This is a genomic window from Pseudomonas sp. P2S-1 (genome assembly GCF_057197725.1).
The window spans coordinates 760,671-780,733 of record NZ_CM170068.1 but is presented as its reverse complement, the minus strand read 5'-3'; the positions used below and the strand labels follow the sequence as shown (position 1 = coordinate 780,733).

General features: G+C 64.5%; 15 protein-coding genes. 7 read left to right on the top strand and 8 right to left on the bottom strand.

The window, feature by feature from the left end; genetic code table 11:
- Positions 1 to 26: 26 nt before the first annotated feature.
- Positions 27 to 920, bottom strand: coding sequence for a LysR substrate-binding domain-containing protein (locus AC2CQI_RS03660; RefSeq protein ID WP_484579209.1), 894 nt, complete (start codon positions 918 to 920; stop codon positions 27 to 29).
- 152 nt (positions 921 to 1,072) lie between these two features.
- On the opposite strand from AC2CQI_RS03660, the gene ydiJ reads away from it, so the two are divergent.
- A complete protein-coding gene (gene ydiJ / locus AC2CQI_RS03655; protein ID WP_484579208.1) occupies positions 1,073 to 4,084 on the top strand; it encodes a D-2-hydroxyglutarate dehydrogenase YdiJ in 3,012 nt (1,003 codons plus the stop codon).
- 136 nt (positions 4,085 to 4,220) lie between these two features.
- Here the strand turns inward: ydiJ and AC2CQI_RS03650 are convergent, their stop codons facing one another.
- From AC2CQI_RS03650 to AC2CQI_RS03630, 5 genes are all read right to left on the bottom strand, one after another.
- Positions 4,221 to 5,231, bottom strand: coding sequence for a GlxA family transcriptional regulator (locus tag AC2CQI_RS03650; RefSeq protein WP_178391963.1), 1,011 nt, complete (start codon positions 5,229 to 5,231; stop codon positions 4,221 to 4,223).
- A gap of 150 nt (positions 5,232 to 5,381) precedes the next feature.
- Positions 5,382 to 6,230: an ABC transporter permease gene (locus AC2CQI_RS03645; protein WP_484579207.1), complete on the bottom strand. Its 849-nt coding sequence runs from the start codon at positions 6,228 to 6,230 to the stop codon at positions 5,382 to 5,384.
- Positions 6,220 to 7,077: an ABC transporter permease gene (locus AC2CQI_RS03640; protein ID WP_075801864.1), complete on the bottom strand. Its 858-nt coding sequence runs from the start codon at positions 7,075 to 7,077 to the stop codon at positions 6,220 to 6,222. Before AC2CQI_RS03640 ends, AC2CQI_RS03645 begins: the two co-directional genes overlap by 11 nt.
- A complete protein-coding gene (locus AC2CQI_RS03635) occupies positions 7,074 to 8,171 on the bottom strand; it encodes a quaternary amine ABC transporter ATP-binding protein (protein WP_484579206.1) in 1,098 nt (365 codons plus the stop codon). Before AC2CQI_RS03635 ends, AC2CQI_RS03640 begins: the two co-directional genes overlap by 4 nt.
- Before the next feature lie 107 nt (positions 8,172 to 8,278).
- A complete protein-coding gene (locus tag AC2CQI_RS03630; protein ID WP_075801866.1) occupies positions 8,279 to 9,130 on the bottom strand; it encodes a glycine betaine ABC transporter substrate-binding protein in 852 nt (283 codons plus the stop codon).
- A 648-nt stretch (positions 9,131 to 9,778) separates the two neighbouring features.
- Here AC2CQI_RS03630 and AC2CQI_RS03625 point away from each other — a divergent pair.
- From AC2CQI_RS03625 to AC2CQI_RS03600, 6 genes are all read left to right on the top strand, one after another.
- On the top strand, positions 9,779 to 10,501 hold the full coding sequence (locus tag AC2CQI_RS03625) for a GntR family transcriptional regulator (protein WP_484579205.1): 723 nt from the start codon (positions 9,779 to 9,781) through the stop codon (positions 10,499 to 10,501).
- 94 nt (positions 10,502 to 10,595) lie between these two features.
- Entirely contained in the window at positions 10,596 to 11,915 is a 1,320-nt protein-coding gene (locus tag AC2CQI_RS03620) for an NAD(P)/FAD-dependent oxidoreductase (RefSeq protein ID WP_484579204.1), read from the top strand.
- Between the two features lie 194 nt (positions 11,916 to 12,109).
- Entirely contained in the window at positions 12,110 to 13,438 is a 1,329-nt protein-coding gene (locus AC2CQI_RS03615) for an MFS transporter (RefSeq protein WP_075801869.1), read from the top strand.
- A 41-nt stretch (positions 13,439 to 13,479) separates the two neighbouring features.
- Complete coding sequence (locus AC2CQI_RS03610; RefSeq protein WP_484579203.1) at positions 13,480 to 14,382, top strand: dihydrodipicolinate synthase family protein; 903 nt, start codon at positions 13,480 to 13,482, stop codon at positions 14,380 to 14,382.
- Position 14,383: 1 nt separating this feature from the next.
- Positions 14,384 to 15,874, top strand: coding sequence for an aldehyde dehydrogenase (locus AC2CQI_RS03605; protein ID WP_484579202.1), 1,491 nt, complete (start codon positions 14,384 to 14,386; stop codon positions 15,872 to 15,874).
- A 259-nt stretch (positions 15,875 to 16,133) separates the two neighbouring features.
- Positions 16,134 to 17,045, top strand: coding sequence for a DMT family transporter (locus tag AC2CQI_RS03600; protein ID WP_484580577.1), 912 nt, complete (start codon positions 16,134 to 16,136; stop codon positions 17,043 to 17,045).
- 140 nt (positions 17,046 to 17,185) lie between these two features.
- Here the strand turns inward: AC2CQI_RS03600 and AC2CQI_RS03595 are convergent, their stop codons facing one another.
- Complete coding sequence (locus AC2CQI_RS03595) at positions 17,186 to 18,346, bottom strand: M20 aminoacylase family protein (RefSeq protein WP_484579201.1); 1,161 nt, start codon at positions 18,344 to 18,346, stop codon at positions 17,186 to 17,188.
- On the bottom strand, positions 18,343 to 19,968 hold the full coding sequence (locus tag AC2CQI_RS03590) for an APC family permease (RefSeq protein ID WP_484579200.1): 1,626 nt from the start codon (positions 19,966 to 19,968) through the stop codon (positions 18,343 to 18,345). Before AC2CQI_RS03590 ends, AC2CQI_RS03595 begins: the two co-directional genes overlap by 4 nt.
- Between the last annotated feature and the right edge of the window lie 95 nt (positions 19,969 to 20,063).

The window sequence follows — 20,063 nt, the reverse complement described above, 5'->3', positions numbered from 1 at the left end:
AGCTGGCTCGCCAGCGATAGGGCCCTTCAATCCTCCGGCAATTCTTCCAGCAACCACCCCCGAAACGCCTCCAGCGCCGGCAACGCCCGGTTCCTCGCTGGATACACCAGGTAATACCCCCGCGCACTGGCATAAGGCAGCACCGGACTGACCAGCTTGCCCTCGGCCAGCTCATCGGTGATCAGGATGCGCGGCACCAGGCCAATCCCGATATCCGCCCGCACCGCCTGGATCAGGTGTGAAGTCAGCTCGAAACTCGGCCCCAGGCGCATCGCCTGATGGGCAACGCCATGGTGAGTGAACCAGTCCCCCCAGGCGTTGGGGTTGTTGGTGACGCTGAGCAGCGTCTGCCGGCTGATGTCCTGCGGCGTCCATTCGCTGCGGGTCGCCGCCAGGGCCGGCGAGAGGATCACCACCAGTTCCTCGGCATGCAGCCGGTGACAGACCAGCCCCGGCTGATCGCCACTGGCAACCACTATAGCGGCATCGATGCCGCTGGTGGCGAAGTCCACCGGTTCGATCCGCGAGTTGATATGCACCAGCACCTCGGGATGCCGCCGGTAGAACTCGTGCAAGCGCGGCAACAGCCATTTCGAGCCGAAGGTCGGCAGGGTCGCCAGGCGCAGGCTGCCGCCGCCGCCCTGGTGGGCGATGGCATGCAGGGTGGCGCTGCGGATCCGTCCCAGCGCCTCGCTGATCTCGCGCTGGTACAGGCGCCCGACCTCGGTGAGCTTGACCGTGCGCCCTTCACGGCGGAACAGGATGACCCCCAACTGCTGCTCCAGGGTCTGCACCTGGCGGCTCACCGCGCTCTGGGTCAGGGACAGTTCCTCGGCGGCGCGGGTGTAGCTTTCATGCCGGGCGGCGGCCTCGAAGGCCAGGAGCAACGACATCGACGGGGTCAGGTTGCGGTAATTCATTCATAAAACTCATCAAAGACTGTGTCATTTTCCGTTTGTGCCCGGCGCGACACTACGGAATCATTGGCATCATCCACTACCTGAGCGAGCCATGACCATACCCTCAGCTCAGGTATTCATGATTAGCCCAAATTAAAAGAGGCCATCCGCCGATGATCGCCCAACTCCCGGTGAGCGCACCCGCCACCGATTACGCCGCCTTCCTCGATGCCCTGCGCGCCGCCGGTTTCCGTGGCCAGTTCAGCACCGACTACGGCACCCGTACCGTGCTCGCCACCGACAACTCGATCTACCAGCGCCTGCCCCAGGCCGCAGTGTTCCCGCTGGATGCCGACGATGTGGCGAAGGTCGCCGCGCTGATGGCCGAGCCACGCTTCCGCCAGATCAAGCTGACCCCGCGCGGCGGCGGCACTGGCACCAATGGCCAGTCGCTGACCGACGGCATCGTCGTCGACCTGTCGCGGCATATGAACACCATCCTCGAAATCAACGTCGAGGAGCGCTGGGTAAGGGTCCAGGCCGGGGTGGTCAAGGACCAGCTCAACGCCGCGCTCAAGCCCCACGGGCTGTTCTTCGCCCCCGAGCTGTCCACCTCCAACCGCGCCACCGTCGGCGGCATGATCAACACCGACGCCAGCGGCCAGGGCAGTTGCACCTACGGCAAGACCCGCGACCACGTGCTGGAGCTGCACAGCGTGCTGCTCGGTGGCGAGCGCCTGCACAGCCTGCCGGTGGATGACGCCACCCTCGACGCCGCCTGCGCCCTGCCCGGCCGGGTCGGCGAGGTGTACCGCATGGCCCGGGAGATCCAGGAAACCCAGGGCGAACTGATCGAAAGCACCTTCCCCAAGCTCAACCGCTGCCTGACCGGCTACGACCTCGCCCACCTGCGCGACGACGACGGCCGCTTCAATCTGAACAGCGTGCTGTGCGGCGCCGAAGGCTCGCTGGGCTACGTGGTGGAAGCCAAGCTCAACGTGCTGCCGATTCCGAAATACGCGGTGCTGGTCAACGTACGCTACACCAGCTTCATGGACGCCCTGCGCGACGCCAATGCGCTGATGGCGCACAAGCCGCTGTCGATCGAGACGGTGGACTCGCGGGTGCTGATGCTGGCGATGCAGGATATCGTCTGGCACAGCGTCGCCGAGTACTTCCCGGCCGACCCGGAGAAGCCGACCCTGGGCATCAACCTGGTGGAGTTCTGCGGCGACGAGCCGGACGAAGTCAACGCCCGGGTCGCAGCCTTTATCCAGCATCTGCAGCAGGACACCAGCGTCGAGCGCCTGGGCCACACCCTGGCCGAAGGCTCGGCGGCGGTGACCCGCGTCTACACCATGCGCAAGCGCTCGGTGGGCCTGCTCGGCAACGTCGAGGGCGAGGTGCGCCCGCAGCCGTTCGTCGAGGACACCGCAGTACCGCCGGAGCAACTGGCCGATTACATCGCCGAGTTCCGCGCCCTGCTCGACGGCTACGGCCTGACCTACGGCATGTTCGGCCATGTCGATGCCGGCGTGCTGCATGTGCGCCCGGCCCTGGACATGAAGGACCCGGCCCAGGCGGCGCTGGTCAAGCCGATCTCCGATGCCGTCGCCGCCCTGACCCAGCGCTACGGTGGCCTGCTCTGGGGCGAACACGGCAAGGGCCTGCGTTCGGAATACGTGCCGGACTATTTTGGCGAACTGTACCCGGCGCTGCAGCGCCTGAAAGGCGCCTTCGACCCGCACAACCAGCTCAACCCGGGCAAGATCTGCACCCCGCCGGACAGCACCGAGGGCCTGATCAAGGTCAACGAAGCACCGCTGCGTGGCGAGCATGACCGGCAGATCGACGAGCGCGTATGGCAAAGCTTCGGCAGCGCCGTGCACTGCAACGGCAACGGCGCCTGCTACAACTACGACCCCGACGACGCCATGTGCCCGTCGTGGAAAGCCACCCGCCAGCGCCAGCACTCGCCCAAGGGCCGTGCCTCGCTGATCCGCGAATGGCTGCGCCTGCAAGGGGCGGCGAATATCGATGTGCTGGCGCCGAACAAGGTGTCCTGGCTCAAGGGCCTGCCCCAGCGCCTGCGCAATGTACGCGCGCAGAAACAGGGCCAGGCCGACTTCTCCCACGAGGTCTACGACGCAATGGCCGGCTGCCTGGCGTGCAAGTCCTGCGCCGGGCAGTGCCCGATCAAGGTCAACGTGCCAGACTTCCGCTCGCGCTTCCTCGAGCTGTACCACAACCGCTACCAGCGTCCGCTGCGTGACTACCTGATCGGCTCGCTGGAGTTCACCATCCCGTACCTGGCCCACGCGCCGGGGCTGTACAACGCGGTGATGGGATCGAAGTTCGTCAGCGGCCTGCTGGCCGATCGCATCGGCATGGTCGACAGCCCGCTGATCAGCCGCTTCAACTTCCAGGCCACCCTGAAGCGCTGCGGCGTGCGTGCGGCCAGCGTCCCGGCCCTGCGCGAGCTGACCCCGGCGCAGCGCGAGCGCAGTATCGTGCTGGTCCAGGATGCCTTTACCCGCTACTTCGAAACGCCGCTGCTGGCGTCGTTCATCGACCTGGCCCATCGCCTGGGCCACAAGATCTTCCTCGCGCCGTACAGCGCCAACGGCAAGCCGCTGCATGTGCAGGGCTTCCTTGGCGCCTTCGCCAAGGCGGCGATCCGCAACGGCACCCAGCTCAAGGCCCTGGCCGACTGCGGCGTGCCGCTGGTGGGGCTGGACCCGGCGATGACCCTGGTCTATCGCCAGGAGTACCAGAAGGTCCCGGGCCTGGAAGGCAGCCCGAACGTGCTGTTGCCGCAGGAATGGCTGATGGAGGTACTGCCGGAGCAAGCCAGCAAGGGCGGCAATTTCCGCCTGCTGGCGCACTGCACCGAGAAGACCAATGTGCCGGCCAGTACCAGGCAATGGGAGCAGGTGTTCTCGCGCCTGGGCCTGAAGCTGGTGACCGAGGCCACTGGCTGCTGCGGGATGTCCGGGACCTACGGGCATGAAGCGCGCAACCAGGAAACCTCGAAGACCCTCTTCGAGCAGTCCTGGGCCGGCAAGCTGGACAAGGACGGCGAGCCGCTGGCGACCGGCTATTCCTGCCGCAGCCAGGTCAAGCGCATGGCCGACCGCAAGCTGCGGCATCCGCTGGAAGTGGTGTTGCAGGCGGTGATTGGCTGATTCGGCAGGCCCTTAAGATCCTTGGTGTCTTTCAGGGCCTCATCGCTGGCAAGCCAGCTCCCACAGGTATCGCGAGCGCCGCCAAAACCTGTGGGAGCTGGCTTGCCAGCGATGAGGCCGGCTCAGTCAGCACAAATCACTCGGCTTTCTTCGCCTTGCCGCCCTTCACCAACCCATAGCGAATCTCCTTAGACGGCCCATAGCCGTAGAACGAGGTGTAGCACTTGCTGAAGTGGCTGGGCGAAACGAATCCGCAAGCCAGCGCCACATCGATCAGCAACAGGTCGGAGTGCTGCAACAGCCTGCGGCTTTCAGTGATGCGCAGTTCCAGGTAATACCGCACCGGGGTGGTACCCAGTTGGGTCATGAACAAGCGCCCGATCTGCCGCTTCGAACGCCCCACATAGTGGGCCAGTTGATCCTGGCTCAACGGCTCCTCGATATTCGCGCTCATCAGGTTGATGGCTTCGCGCAGCGGCTCGCTCATCTTCTCGTGCAATGTCGGCCGCGCCCGGCGGTAACGCGACTCCTCGAAGGCGAGGATATCCACCACCGCATCCACCAGCCCACGGCCGCAGCGGCTGTTGATCCACTCCAGCACCAGATGGAAGCCCCCCGCCGGACTCGCAGCGGTGAGCCGGTCACGGTCGACCATATAGCTTTCGCTGGTGACCTGGCTGTCCTTGGCAATTTCCGCCACGGCACCGCGATGCTCCGGGTGCACGGCGCAGCGGTAGCCATCCAGCAACCCGGCCTGGCCGAGGAACCAGGCGCCGTTCCACAGCGCGCCCAACGCCACATGCCGTTCCGCCGCCTTGTGCAGGATCTGGTTCAGCTCCGGGATCGGCCGCAGCACGGTGCGCAAGCCGCCGCAGACCACCAGCAGGTCGAGATCATCCAGCGCGGCGGCATTGAGCGGCGCATCCGGGCAGATCACCAGCCCAAGATCACTGACCCGCGAGCCGCCATCCAGGGTAAAGGTGCGATAGGTAAAGGACGCCGCCTGGATCAGGTTGGCGGTGACCACCGTGTCCAGGGCCTGGGTGAAGGCCGGCAGGGAGAAGTGTTCGAGCAGAATGAAACCGACCCTGCCCTGCCCGCCCGGGGCCTGCTTTTCGCCCGTGAAGCGCAGGTTCGAACCCTGCATGGCATCACTGAACTGCCTTCTTTCAACCACGTTATCTGTCTTCCGATCTTGTTCTGGGAATCCGAAGCGCCGAAACCGCTACGCCGGCATGCATCGTCGAATGATGCACGCCGGCGTGGCGGTGTCCAACTTTCCTTCGGAAATTTCTGATTAAGTTGCGGCTCGAATCCTACGGCCTTGCAAGGCTCCGCGAGAGAGACGGTCCAGCAACAGGGCCACGGCGACGATGGCCAGGCCCGCACGCAGGCCAAGGCCCATTTCCATCCGGGTCAGGCCGCGGGTCACTTCCGCGCCCAGCCCGCCCGCCCCCACCAGCCCGGCCAGCACGACCATGGCCAGGGACAGCAGGATGCATTGGTTCAAGCCCACCAGCAGGGTCGGCATGGCCGTGGGCAGCTCGATCTTCAGCAGGATCGCCCGGGGCGGCGCGCCCATGGCCTTGCCCAGTTCCAGCAGGTCACGGGGCACCTGGTTGAACGCCAGGGTGGTCAGACGCAGCATCGGCGGGATGCCATAGATGATGGTGGCGAGGATCGCCGGGACCTTGCCCAGGCTGAACACCATCACCGCAGGGATCAGGTACACCCACGGCGGCACGGTCTGCATGACGTTGAGGATCGGGCTGAGCACCGCGTCCAGGCGCTTGACCCGCGAGGCCGCGACACCGATGGGGAAGGCCACGGTCACCGAGATCAGCACCGCCACCGTGACCAGGGCGATGGTCTGCATCGACGCTACCCAGAACCCGGAGATCAGGCAGAAGCCGAGCATCACCACGGCGAGGATCGCCGCCCGCAGGTTGACCAGGAAGAATGCCGCCACCGCTACCAGCGCAATCATGCCGTAGGGCGGGATCACCAGCAGCAGGCCTTCGATCCCGCCGAGGACGGTTTCGATAAAGCGGCTGATCAGGGCGAACAGGCCGTGCAGGTTGGCGTTCAGCCAATCCACCGACGGCGCCAGCCAGGCGCCCGGGGAGAACGTGATATCAGGATTCATGTGCAGCCCTCCGGCCGAGACGGGTGGCACTCTGGGCCATGCGGTCGAGGATCAGGGTCAGGATGACGATGGCGATGGCAGCGTTGATCGACATGGCGATATCCAGGGTACGGATCGCGCCGTAGATCACTTCACCCAGCCCGCCGGAACCGACGATACCGGCGATCACCACCATGCCGAAGGCCATCATCAGGCCCTGGTTGACCCCGGCCATGATGCTCGGCAGGGCGAACGGCAGGCGGATCTTGAAGAACTGCTGCCAGCCCGTGGTGCCGGTGGCCTGCCCCAGTTCGATGAACACCTTGGGCGTCATGCGGATGCCCAGGGAGGTCAGGCGTACCACCGGTGGCACGGCGACGATGAAGGTGGCCACCAGTGCGGTGCCCGGGCCGTAGCCGAGCAAGGCGATCGCCGGCAGCAGGTAGATGTAGGGCGGCAGGGTCTGGATCAGGTCCAGCACCGGCTCGCTGACCCGGTCCAGGGACGGCATCAGGCCGGCCGCGACACCCAGCGGGATGCCGATGACCAGCGCCATGCTGGTCGCCGACAGCACCAGCGCCAGGGTGCTCATGGTCTGCGGCCACAGGCCCATGGCCACGCACAGCACCAGGCCGAGCATGGCCCCGACGGCGAAGCGCCAGCTGGCGGTCAGGCGCCAGCCGAGCGCGCCGAAAGCCAGGATCACGGCCCAGAACGGCAGCAGGGTCAGGCCGCTGTAAATGGCCTGGTAACCGGCGTGCAGCACATCGTTCAGCCCGTCGAAGAACCAGGCGCCGTTGTCCGACAGCCATTCCAGCCGGGCATCGACGAACTCGTCGAAGGCCGCGGCAAATTCCACGGGGCTCATAGCGCGTGCTCCGCTTGCGCGACTGGCTGCTCGGCGGCCGGTGCGCCCTGCACGCCACGCAGCAGGTCCTGCTGGGTGATCACCCCAAGCACCTGACCACCTTCCACTATCGCCAGGGCATCGCCATTGGAACTGATCATCAGGTTGATCAGGGCATCGAGGTCGGCTTGCGGGCCGGCGCTCGGCAGCGAGCCGGGGTTGAGGTGCGGATGCGCAGAGACTGGCGACATGATCGAGTGCGCCTTGACCAGGTGCAGGCGCGAAATGCCGGCGACGAATTCCGCCACATAGTCATCGGCAGGCTTGAGCACGATGTCCTCGGCGGTGCCCTCCTGGATGATCACCCCGTCCTTCATGATCGCAATGCGATCGCCGATGCGGATGGCTTCTTCCAGGTCGTGGGTAATAAAGACGGCGGACTTGCCGAGGGATTTGGTCAACTGGCGGAACTCGTCCTGCAGTTGGCGGCGGATCAGCGGGTCGAGAGCACTGAAGGGTTCGTCCATGAGGATCACTTCCGGATCCGAGGTGATCGCCCGGGCCAGGCCGACGCGCTGCTGCATGCCGCCGGACAGCTCGTCCGGGTAGCGCTGTGCCCAGTCGCTCAGGCCGACCTTGGCCAGGGCCTGCTCGGCCACCTTGTGCCGCTCGGCCTTGGACACGCCGCGCACTTCGAGGCCGAAGGCGGCGTTTTCCAGCACGGTGCGGTGCGGCAGCAGGGCCACGCTCTGGAACACCATGCCGATGTGCCGTGCGCGGGTTTCGCGCAAGGCCGCCGCATCGAGGCTGGCGAGGTCCTTGCCCTTGATCAGGATCTGCCCGGAGGTGGGATCGATCAGGCGGTTGAACATGCGGATCAGGGTCGACTTGCCGCTGCCGGACAAGCCCATGATGCAGTAGATCTCACCACGCCTGACCTTGAGGCTGACGTTCGAGACGCCGACAACACAGCCATGGTCCTGAAGAATCTGCTTCTTCGACAAACCACGCTCTTTATAAGCACGCATGGCGGTATCGGCGTTCTTGCCAAAAATCTTCCAGACCGATTGGCACTCTACCAATACGTCTTCAGCTACTTCGCTTGCTGTGTTCATCTCGCACCCGTCGAACCAGGAATCTGGTTGGCTTTTTTATTACGTTCAGTTCGGCAGTGGTAAAGGCGTTGTCCGCGGTTCAGGCCGGACAACGCGGTACGTCGTAATCAGTATTTCTTGATGTTTTCCCAGCGCTTCACGAGGTCAGCGTTTTTCGTGGTCCATTCCTGCACGGCCTGCTCCACGGTCTTGCCGTCCTTCATTTCGCCGTTGATAGCGGTGATGTCGGCCAGTGGCAGGTAAACCCCGGCGATCAGCTCACGCGCTTGCGGGTACTCGGCGGAAAAGCCCTTCTGGCCGATCCAGTAGTAGCCCTGCGGCGGGGCGAAGGAGCCTTTCGGATCCTTGAGGAATTTCACGTCGAACTTCTGGCTCATCCACGACGGCTCCCAGGTGGTCACCGCAATCCACTCCTTGCGGTCCACGGCAGACTTGAGGGCGGCGGTCATGGCGGCGGTACTGCCTTCCAGGAGGTTGAGCTTGAGGCCGTAGTCGGTCACGGCCTTGGCCGCATCGCTCATCAGGCCCGAACCCGGCTCGATGCCGACGATCTTGTTGCCGAACTTGTCGGCGTTGGCGTTGAGCTCTTCCAGCGAATCGATGGTCACGTACTTCGGTACGGCGATGGCCTGGTAGAGGCCGTGGGAAACCGGGGAGATCTTCTCCAGACGGTTCTTGTTCTTCTTCCAGTAGTCCTGGGCAGCGTAGTCGATCTGCGAGGCCAGCAACTGGATGTCACCTTTGCCGAGGGCGGCGTAGGCGATGCCCCATTCGGAGAAGTTGGTCACCTTGACGGTGTAGCCGGCGTCTTCGAGGACCTTCTTGGTGACGGTGGTGATCGGAGTGAGGTCTTCCCACGAGAGGGTGCCCATGGTGATGGTCTTTTCCTCGGCCTGGGCCTGGAATACGGTCAGACCGACCATGGCGAGGGTACAGAGCGCTTTCCGGAAGCCTTTCATTGTTGTTCGTCTCCTGGGTTGTGGTGCTGGCCGGACGCGTTGACCGCGCCCGTTGCTTGTTTTTGGTTTTTTTCGCACTGCGTCTTGCACAACTTTCTGGCGGGGGTTTTCTGGCGCCCGGCAAGGCCTGCCAAAGGGCGAAAGACCCCGCGAACACTGGCCTTGGAGCGAGATTCGCACGGGTTCCAGAGGCGGTCAACGGAATTGTATTCTTTGTGTATACCCAAGGAATTCCAAAAGAATTCATCAGAAGTGCTATTTTCCCCAGTGTTTTCGGGGCTCTGCGGGTAGTGGAGCCTCGGAAAAAGCTGTCGTGGGTGGATATGGCGATGGCGGGATTTGATAAGAGTGTGTCTCGTGGATGCCATAGAGAGCTGAGATTCCCGTCGCCTGTCATGGCCTCATCGCTGGCAAGCCAGCTCCCACAGGTACGGTGTACACCGGTCCTTGTGGGAGCTGGCTTGCCAGCGATGAGGCCCTCAAGAACAACACAAAACCCAATAAAACCGGGGGTCAGACCCTGTCACAGATACCCAGATAAGCAGCGAAAACCGCTCGTCGAAATATCTGTAGACACATTGTCTAATCCTCCCCTATAGTCGTTATACAAATTGTAGACACAACCTGATGAGTACAAAAAAGGCTCCCATGAAAGCCACCGCGGCTGTCTCCTCCACCCCTGCCGATGCCTCCCCGGATCGCAAGGCGCTTCTCGCCGAAGCGCTGCGCCGGCGCATCCTGAGCATGGAGCTGGCGCCCGGAGCGGTGGTGGATGAACTGGCGTTGTGCGACGAATTCGGTCTGTCCCGGCCGCCAGTGCGCGAGCTGCTGCGCCAGATCGCCGCCGAAGGCTATATCGAGCTGGAGGCCAACCGCGCGCCCCGCGTCGCGGCCATGAGTCATGAGTCATTGCGTGCGTTCTTCCTTGCCGCACCGCTGGTGTACATCGCGACCACGCAACTGGCAGCGACCCGCGCCACCGCGAGCGAAATCGAAGAGCTGCGCCGGATCCAGGCCTTGTTCCGCCAGGCGATCCAGGAGCAGCACGTAGAAAACCGCGTCATCTACAACGACGAGTTCCACCTCGAGATCGGCAAGATGGCGCACAACGATTACCTGATGCCGAGCCTGCGCCGTGTGCTCATCGACCATGCGCGACTGGGCAAGATTTTCTACCGCCACCCGACCACCGTGGACATGCAGAAGGACCTCGAACTGGCCTGCGACCAGCACGACCAGATCATCGAGGCCATCGCCCGCCACGACACCGAGGCAGCGGGACAACTGATTCGCGAGCATATGGAACTGTCGCGCCGGCGCATGGCGGAATACGCCGCACCGGAAGGCATGGAGGTATCGCTCGCGTTTTGAAAGGCCCCGGAGCATGAGGATGTAGCGAGGTTTCGCTAGTCATTTCGGCCTGGGTGGCAACACCGGATCAAACAAGAACAGCCAGGTCCCTGAAATGACAAAAGTAACCTCGTTGCCGGCCGACGACAGTTCGTGCGGTTGGTATCACCTGAGCCCGAAGCGCACGCCGCGTCCTGCTCATTCCGGCACCCGCCAGGCCCGTTGGGTGGTGCTGGGCGCAGGCTATGTCGGCCTTGCCGCCGCACGCCAGCTCGCACTGAACTTCCCCGATGAACAGATCCTCCTGGTCGAAGCCCAGGAAGTCGGTTTCGGCACCGCCGGCCGCAATGCCGGCTTCGCCATCGACCTGCCCCACGATATCGGCGCCGACGACTATATCGGCGACATCGATATCGCCAAGACCTGCCTGCGCCTGAACCTCACCGGCCAGAACTACCTCAAGGACCTGGTCGCCGAGCACAACATCGACGCCCAGATGAAGTTCTGCGGCAAGTACCAGGCCGCCGTGGAAGACCGCGGTATCGCCGTGCTCGACGCCTACCGTCGCGGCCTGGAAAAGCTCGGCCAGCCCTTCGAAGTCATCGAAGGCGCGGACCTGCCCGACCATATCGGCACCCACTTCTACCGCAAGGCGCTGTTCACCCCCGGCACCGCGCTGATCCAGCCCTCGGCCATGGTCAAGGGCCTGGCGGAAAGCCTGCCGGCCAACGTCACCCTCTACGAAAACACCCCGATCCTCGACGTCGAGTACGGCAGCAAGACCGTGCTGCGCCATGCCCGCGGCAGCATCACTGCCGACAAGCTGGTGCTGGCCAACAACGCCTTCGGCGGTCACTTCGGCTTCCTCAAGGGCGCCATGCTGCCGATCTTCACCTACGCCAGCCTGACCCGGCCGATGACCGAGCAGGAACAGGCGCGCCTGGGCGGCAAGCCATACTGGGGCGTGATCCCGGCGGACCCGTTCGGCACCACGGTGCGGCGCACCCCGGACAACCGCCTGCTGATCCGCAACAGCTTCAGCTTCAACCCGGACGGCCGCGCCAATCCCAAGTACCTGCAGCGCTACGTCGCCCGGCACAAGGCCTCCTTCGCCCGGCGCTTCCCGATGCTGCCGGACGTCGGTATCGAATACACCTGGGGCGGTGCCCTGGCCATGTCGCGCAACCACGAAAGCTTCTTCGGCCAACTGGCGCCGAACGTCTATGGCGCACTGTGCTGCAACGGCCTTGGCGTAACCCGTGGCACGGCCACCGGCAAGTTGCTGGCGGACTGGCTGGCGGGCGAAAAGAACGACCTGATCGACTTCCTCCTGAAGTCCCCGGGCCCGAATGCCAACCCGCCGCAGCCGTTCCTGTCGCTTGGCGTCAACGCCAACCTGACCTGGGGCCAGATGCGCGCCGGCAAGGAAAGCTAAGCCCTTGCTCTTGTAGGAGCGTGGCTTGCCCGCGAAGGACCGCGCAGCGGTCCCAAAGATCACTCGGCTAGTTGAAGTAGAGCAGTAACAAACAGTGTCGCGCCGGCCAGGCGCCAACCCCCGGACTGAAGTTCCCATTCAGATCCGCGGACCCGCTCGGCCGGAAAACAGGTTCGATAGTGCAGGAAACAATAATGACAACTTCCAATCAATCCGTTGAAGACGTACCCCTCAATCGCTTCCACCAGTTGCTCACCGCCCGTTCCGGTGGCGGCTCCTTCGTCGACGGCTATGTGCTCAGCATCATTGGCGTGGCCATGGTGCAGATGTCCGCAGGCCTGGGCCTGAGCGCCTTCTGGCAGGGCATGATCGCCGCCTCGGCGCTGATCGGCATCTTCTTCGGCGGCTTCCTCGGCGGCGCGCTGACCGACCACTTCGGGCGCAAGCGCATCTTCTTCGTCGGCCCTACCCTGTTCATCCTCGGTTCCCTCGCCCAGTTCTGGGTCGACTCGGGCCCCATGCTGTTCGCCCTGCGTTTCCTGATCGGTGTCGCGGTGGGCATCGAATACCCGGTGGCCACCGCGCTGCTGGTGGAATTCCTGCCGAAGAAATACCGCGGCCCACGCCTGGCCACCCTGACCATCCTCTGGTTCGCCGGTGCCGCCTTCGCCTATATCGTCGGCCACTTCCTCCTCGCCTCCGGCGACGAGAACGCCTGGCGCCTGGTGCTGGCAAGCCCCGTGGTGATCGGCGCGATCCTCTTCGGCCTGCGCATGGGCACCCCGGAATCGCCCCGCTGGCTGCTGAACAAGGGCCGCGCGGCGGAAGCCGAGGCGATCATCAAGCAGGTCTACGGCAATGCCTTCTCGCTGAAGAACCTGCCGGAGCAGGCCAAGGAACAGAAAGCCTCGCTGCTCAGCCTGCTGCACTCGGGCTACGGCAAACGCATGCTGTTCGTCAGCATGTTCTGGTCGTGCTCGGTGATCCCGGTGTTCGCCGTCTACTCCTTCGCCCCGAAGGTCCTTGAAGCGCTGCACCTGAAAGGTGACTGGGCGTCGTTCGGCTCGGTGGCGATCACCCTGCTGTTCGTGGTCGGTTGCATCATCGCCACCCGCCTGATCAACAGCATGGGCCGGCGCAGCATGCTGATCCACAGCTTCCTCTGGTCCGGCCTGGCCCTGCTCGGCCTGGCGGCGATGCACGACGGCTCGCCGATGCTGGTGCTGGTGCTGTTCGGTGCCTACGCCCTGTTCATCGGCGGCGCCCAGGTGCTGCAACTGGTGTACCCGAACGAGCTGTTCCCAACCGAGATCCGCGCCGTCGCGGTCGGCATCGGCACCTCGCTGTCGCGTATCGGCGCAGCGGTCGGCACCTGGCTGGTACCGATGTCGCTGCAGTCCCTGGGCATCGCCCAGACCATGTACGCCGCCGCCATCGTCACCCTGGTCGGCCTGCTGTTCGCCTGGGCCCTGGCCCCGGAAACCCGTTCCCTGACTCTGCAACAAGCCGCCTCGCTGAACTGAGCGCGGTCTGACATTCCTTGCGTCCCACTGGAGAGAAAAGCATGAAATTCGCAGGCATCTACACCCCCGCCGTCACCCCGCTGAACGCCGACGGCAGCATCGACAAGGCCGGCTTCGCCGCCGTCCTCGACTACCTGGTGGAGTCGAAGATCCACGGCATCATCATCGGCGGCTCCACCGGCGAGTACTACGCCCACACCGCCCAGGAGCGCATCGACCTGGCCGCCCAGGCCAAGGACGTGATCAACGGCCGCCTGCCGCTGATCATCGGTACCGGCGCGATCCGCACCGAAGACTCGGTGGCCTTCGCCAAGCACGCCAGGGAAATCAAGGCTGACGCGCTGCTGGTCGGCACCCCGCCCTACGCGCTGCCGACCCAGCAGGAAATCGCCGTGCACGTCAAAGCCGTGGACGCCGCCGCCGACCTGCCGATCATGCTCTACAACTACCCGGGCCGCATGAGCGTGAGCATGGGCCCTGAGTTCTTCGATGCCGTGGCCGATGTGAAGAACATCGTCGCGATCAAGGAAAGCTCGGGCGACATGAACCAGCTGCACCGCCTGGCCACCAAGTACCCACATATCTCCCTGTCCTGCGGCTGGGACGATCAGGCCCTGGAATTCTTCGCCTGGGGCGCCCAGAGCTGGGTCTGCGCCGGCTCCAACTTCATCCCGCGCGAGCACGTGGCCCTTTACGAGGCCTGCGTGATCGAGAAGGACTTCAACAAGGGCCGGCGCATCATGGCGGAAATGATGCCGCTGATGGACTTCCTCGAGGGCGGCAAGTTCGTCCAGTCGATCAAGCATGGCGTCAGCCTCAACGGCCTGAGCACCGGCGGCGTGCGCGCCCCGCTGCAAGGCCTGGACGCTGCCGAGCAGGCCGAACTGGCCACTGTGGTCGCCACCCTGAAGCGCAATATCGCTGCCATCGTCGAGGGCAAATAACATGGCCGAACTGCTGAGCAAAGCCGAATACCAGGCCCTGGCCGCGAAGCTGCAACCGCGCAACCAGGCCTTTATCGACGGCGAATTCCGCGACGCGATCAGCGGTCGTACCTTCGTCACCACCAACCCGGCCACCGGCGAGAAGCTGGCTGAAGTGGCGGCCTGCGATGTGCAGGACGTCAACGTCGCCGTCGCTGCCGCCAAGGCGGCCTTCGAAGACGGCCGCTGGAGTGCGCTGACCCCGGGTGCCCGGAAAAAGGTCCTGCTGAAGTTCGCCCAGCTGCTGGAAGACAACTCCCACGAACTGGCGGTACTGGAAGCCCTGGACAGCGGCAAACCCGTCAGCGAATGCCAGAACGTCGACGTGCCGGAGACCATCCACACCCTGCGCTGGCACGCCGAGCTGATCGACAAGATCTACGATGCCACCGCCCCGACCGGTTCCGCGGCGGTGACCATGGTCGTGCGCGAAGCCATCGGTGTTGTCGGCCTGGTCCTGCCGTGGAACTTCCCGCTGCTGATGCTGGCCTGGAAGATCGGTCCGTCCCTGGCCGCCGGTTGCTCCATCGTGGTCAAGCCGGCCAAGGAAACCACCCTGACCGCCCTGCGCGTGGCCGAACTGGCCCACGAAGCGGGTATTCCGGCAGGCGTGTTCAATATCGTGCCTGGCGGCGGTCGTGAGGCCGGCGAGGCCATCGGTCGTCATATGGACGTGGCCATGGTCAGCTTCACCGGTTCCACCGATACCGGTCGCCTGTTCCTCAAGTACGCCTCCGAGTCCAACCTCAAGCGCGTGGTCCTGGAGCTGGGTGGCAAGAACCCGGCCGTGGTCATGAACGACTGCGAGGACCTGGACTCCGTGGCCCAGTTCGTCACCGCCGGTGCCTTCTGGAACATGGGCGAGAACTGCTCCGCGTCGTCGCGCCTGATCGTGCACAAGGATGTGAAGGACGAGCTGCTGAGCCTGATCTCCAAGCATGTGAAGGACTGGAAACTCGGCGACCCGCTGGACCCGGACAACCGTCTCGGTGCCATGGTCAGCAAGGCGCATTTCGAGAAAGTCCGTTCCTACCTGGAATACGCCGCCGAGCAGAAGCTCACCGTCGCCCTGGGTGGCGAGACCCAGGATGGCGTGTTCGTGCAGCCGACCATCGTCGATGGCGTGGCCCGCGACAGCCGCCTGTTCGTCGAGGAAATCTTCGGGCCGGTGCTCAGCGTCACCACCTTCGAGACCCTCGACGAAGCCATCGAACTGGCCAACGACACCATCTACGGCCTGGCGGCGTCGGCCTACACCGGCAGCCTGCGCAATGCCCTGCGCCTGTCGCGGGAAATCCGCGCCGGTGTGGTCACGGTCAACTGCTTCGGCGAAGGCGATGCCTCGACGCCGTTCGGAGGCTACAAAGAGTCCGGATTTGGCGGTCGCGACAAATCGATCTGGGCGCATGATCAGTACACGGAGCTGAAGACCATCTGGATCGACGCTTCGTGAGCTGAAACCCGGGTGCTGTTCTGACGGAGTTCGGTACCTGACCCGGCCACCGCCCCACGCAGGCGGTGGCCACCCCCGTTTCCTTTCGCAGTACGGCGAACGAGCAGCACGGCCCGTGCAGGCCACTACAACGCTGCGGCGCTGAAGGCTCCCGGATTTCTTCCCGGGCGGCCACACAATCCAACTACCCAAAAACCCGTCCGCACGACCGCCGGAGAGCGCTCGCGTGCGAACACATGCACAGACTTTTCTACTGCCCATGCTCGCTTCGAACGTTTCAACCCATAGCTCCACTCTCGGTCACCGCAATGCGCTGATCGTGGCCCACATCGCCGCCGTGCTGTTCGGTCTGACCGGCATTCTCGGCGCCCTTATCCACTCGTCCGCCTCGGTCATCACCTTCGGTCGCGCCGCTTTTGCCGTGCTTGCCCTGGGTGCGGTGGCGCAATTGCAGAAACGTGGCGTGTTCCACCACCTGACCTGGCGCAAATTCGGGGTCATGGCCCTGAGCGGGGTGATGCTGACCTCGCACTGGGTCAGTTTCTTCATCGCCATCAAGGTCGGTGGCGTGGCCGTGGCGACCCTCGGTTTCGCCAGTTTCCCGGCGTTTATCGCGGTGCTTGACCTGCTGGTATTCCGCGAGCGCATTCGTGCCGCCGAGGGCATGCTGTTGCTGCTGGTCAGCCTCGGCCTGGTGCTGGTGGTGCCGTCCTTCGACCTGCTCGACCAGGGTACGGTCGGCTTGCTCTGGGGCCTGGGTTCGGGCCTGTCCTTCGCCCTGCTGGCGATCATCAACCGCCGGGGCCTGCAAGGGATGAACGCGGTGCAGGTGGCGTTCTGGCAGAACCTTACGGTGGCCGTGCTGGTGGCGCCGTTCGCCTTCGACACCCTGCTGGTGCAGGGGCTGAGTCACAGCGACTGGCTGTTCCTGGCGATCCTCGGGATCTTCTGCACCGGGTTGTCCCAGTACCTGTTCGTCAAGAGCCTGGAAGGGCTGGAGGCGCGCAGCGCGGGGATGATCATTGCGCTGGAGCCTGTGTATGCGATCGCCTGCGCCTGGTGGCTGTTCGGTGAACAGCCGTCGCTGCGGATGGTGGCGGGTGCGGCGTTGATCATCCTGGCCACGGTGTTGTCGGCCTGGGGGAAGCTGACGGCGGAGCAGGTGCACTGATAGGTTCCTGAGACCGACACCGCACCCTGTGGGAGCTGGCTTGCCAGCGATTTGGCCCGACCTGACAACCTCTTTGTCATTGCCGGCCTCATCGCTGGCAAGCCAGCTCCCACAGGTCCTGCACCCACAGGAAGATTGGTTTAGAGAGGCAAGCTCCTGCGCACCACCTCGGCAAAATACTCCGCCCCGGTCTTCAGAATCCCGTCATTGAAGTCATAACAAGCGTTATGCAACGGCGTCCCGCCCGTCTCGCCATTGGCCCCATTGCCGATAAACACGAAGTTCCCCGGCACCTGCTGGAGGAACGCGCCGAAGTCCTCGGAAATCATCATCGGCATCACCTCCCCGTCCACCGCCGCCTCGCCGACCACGGCCCTTGCTGCCTCGACTACCAACGCTGTGTTCTCCGCCCAGTTCACCGTCGGCGCAAACTCATGGGTGTACTCGAACTCGCAACTCGCCCCGTTCGCCGCACAGATGCCCATGCAGATCTCGCGCATGCGGGTTTCCAGGAGCTTCTGCACCTCGGGGCTGTAGCTGCGGGTATCGCCCTTGATGGTCACATGGGTCGGAATCGCGTTGCGGATGCCATCGGTCAGGAACTCCGTGCACGACACCACCGCCGACAACCCCGGATCGACATTGCGCGCCACCACTGTCTGCAGGGCGACGACGATCTGCGCCCCGGTCACCAGCGGGTCCACCCCCATATGCGGCCGCGCCGCGTGGGTACCCCGGCCCTGGATGCGGATGACGAAATTGTCTTCGCTCGCCATGATCCCGCCCGCACGGGTAGCGATATGCCCGGCCGGCATCCCCGGCATATTGTGCGCGCCATAGATGGCATCCACCGGGAAGCGCTGGAACAGCCCGTCGGCCATCATCGCCTTGGCCCCGCAGCCATGCTCCTCGGCCGGCTGGAAGATAAAGCGCACGGTGCCGTTGAAGTCGCGGCGCTCGCAGAGCAACTGGGCCGCGCCGAGGATCATCGCCATATGCCCGTCATGCCCGCAGGCGTGCATCTTGCCGTCGATCCGCGAAGCATGCTCGCGCTCCGGTACCTGCTCGGTGATGTTCAGCGCGTCCATGTCGGCGCGCAGGCCGATCACCCCGTCGCCCTCACCCACCGTCAGGCTGGCCACCAGCCCGGTGCCGCCGATTCCGCGATGCACCTCCAGGCCCAGGCCTTCGAGAATCCCGGCCACCCGTGCCGAGGTGTCGACTTCCTCGAAGCCGGTTTCCGGGTGACGGTGGAAGGCGTGGCGCCAGTCTTTCAGGCGTTGTTCGAATGGCGTGCTCATGCTCGCTGTCCCTCGGGGAATGAAGAAGTGGATACGGTCTCGCTCGGGGCTTCACGCCACATCGCGCTCTCTTGCAGATAGCGGGTGCGGTAGCCGCTGCAGACTCCGGCGTAGTAGAAAGCCAGGGCCAGCAGCGCCACCACCAGCATGTCCCAGCCCGACGGAATCAGGCCGATACCGCCGAAGTCGCTGCTGCCCAGCCAGGACACCAGGGCCATGGCCGGCAGGAAGCCGATCAGCCACAGCGCCGCGTACAGGTCCTTGGCAAAACCCGTCCAGCCGGCCTTGGCCTGGAACCAGAAGAAAATCGGCAAGGCGCCCACCACCAGCAGGATCACCTGCCCGGTCAGCGGCCAGCGCGCCCAGTACAGCACCAGCGAGGCGCAGACGAAGGCGAACGGCGCGATCACCCGCATGCCCTTGATCACCAGCGGCCGCGGCACGTCGGCGGCGGTGGTGCGCAGGGTCATCAGGCTCACCGGGCCGGTGAGGAAGGAGATGATCACCGCCACCGAAATCACCGCCGCCAGCGCACCCCAGCCACGGAAGAAGAACAGGAAGACGAAGGACACCGCCAGGTTCAGCCACATGGCTTCGCGAGGAATACCATACAGCGGGTGCAGGCGGCCGAAGATCTTCGGCATGGTGTTGTTGCGTTCCATGGCGTAGATCATTCGCGCCGTGGTGGCGGTGTAGATCGAGCCGGTGCCGGAGGGGCTGACGAAGGCATCCAGGTACAGGAGCATGGCCAGCCAGTTGAGGTTCAGGGCCAGGGCCAGTTGCGCCAACGGAGAATCGAAGCTCAGGCTGTGCCAGCCGGCGGCGATGCTCTCGGGGCTGACGGCACCGATAAAGGCCACTTGCAGCAGTACGTAGATCACCAGGGCGATCAGTACCGAAGTAATCAGCGCAAAGGGAATGCTGCGCCCCGGATCACGCGCCTCGCCGGCCAGGCTGACCGGGCTCTGGAAGCCGTTGAAGCTGAACACGATGCCGCTGGCGGCCACGGCGGTGAACACGGCGGACCAACCATACGGCGCGAAGCTGGCCTCGCTGCCGTCACCGAAGTTGGCGCCGTTGAAGCCGGCCCAGATCAGCGCCACGCCGGTCAGCGCCGGGACCACCAGCTTGAACAGTGTGATCGCGGTATTGGTGCGTACGAACAGCTTCACACCCCAGTAGTTGAGGCCGAAATAGACCATGACCAGCGCCGCGCTGGCCCACAGGCCGGGGGTGGTCAGTTCGCCGTTGGCGACCATGGCCCGGGCCCAGGGGTAATCCCAGGAGGCCATATACTGGACCGAGGCGATGGCTTCGATGGGGATCACCGAGACAATGGAAATCCAGTTGGCCCAGGCCGCCATGAAGCCCACCAGCGAGCCGTGGGAATATCGCGCATAGCGCACCATGCCGCCGGACTCGGGGAACATCGCGCCCATTTCCGCATAGGTCAGGGCAATGGCCAGGACCACCACGGCGCCGATCACCCAGGCCAGGATCGCGGCCGGGCCGGCGATGGCCGAAGCGTGCCAGGCGCCAAACAGCCAGCCTGAGCCGATGATGGAGCCCAGGCCGGTCAGCATCAGCGACCAGGGTCCGATATTGCGTTTGGTGGTGTGCATCTGAGTCTCCGTTGTTGTTTTTTTAGAGGAGTGGAATCCGTTCTTGTGGCTGATGGAGAACCCTGTGGGAGCTGGCTTGCCAGCGATAGGGCCCT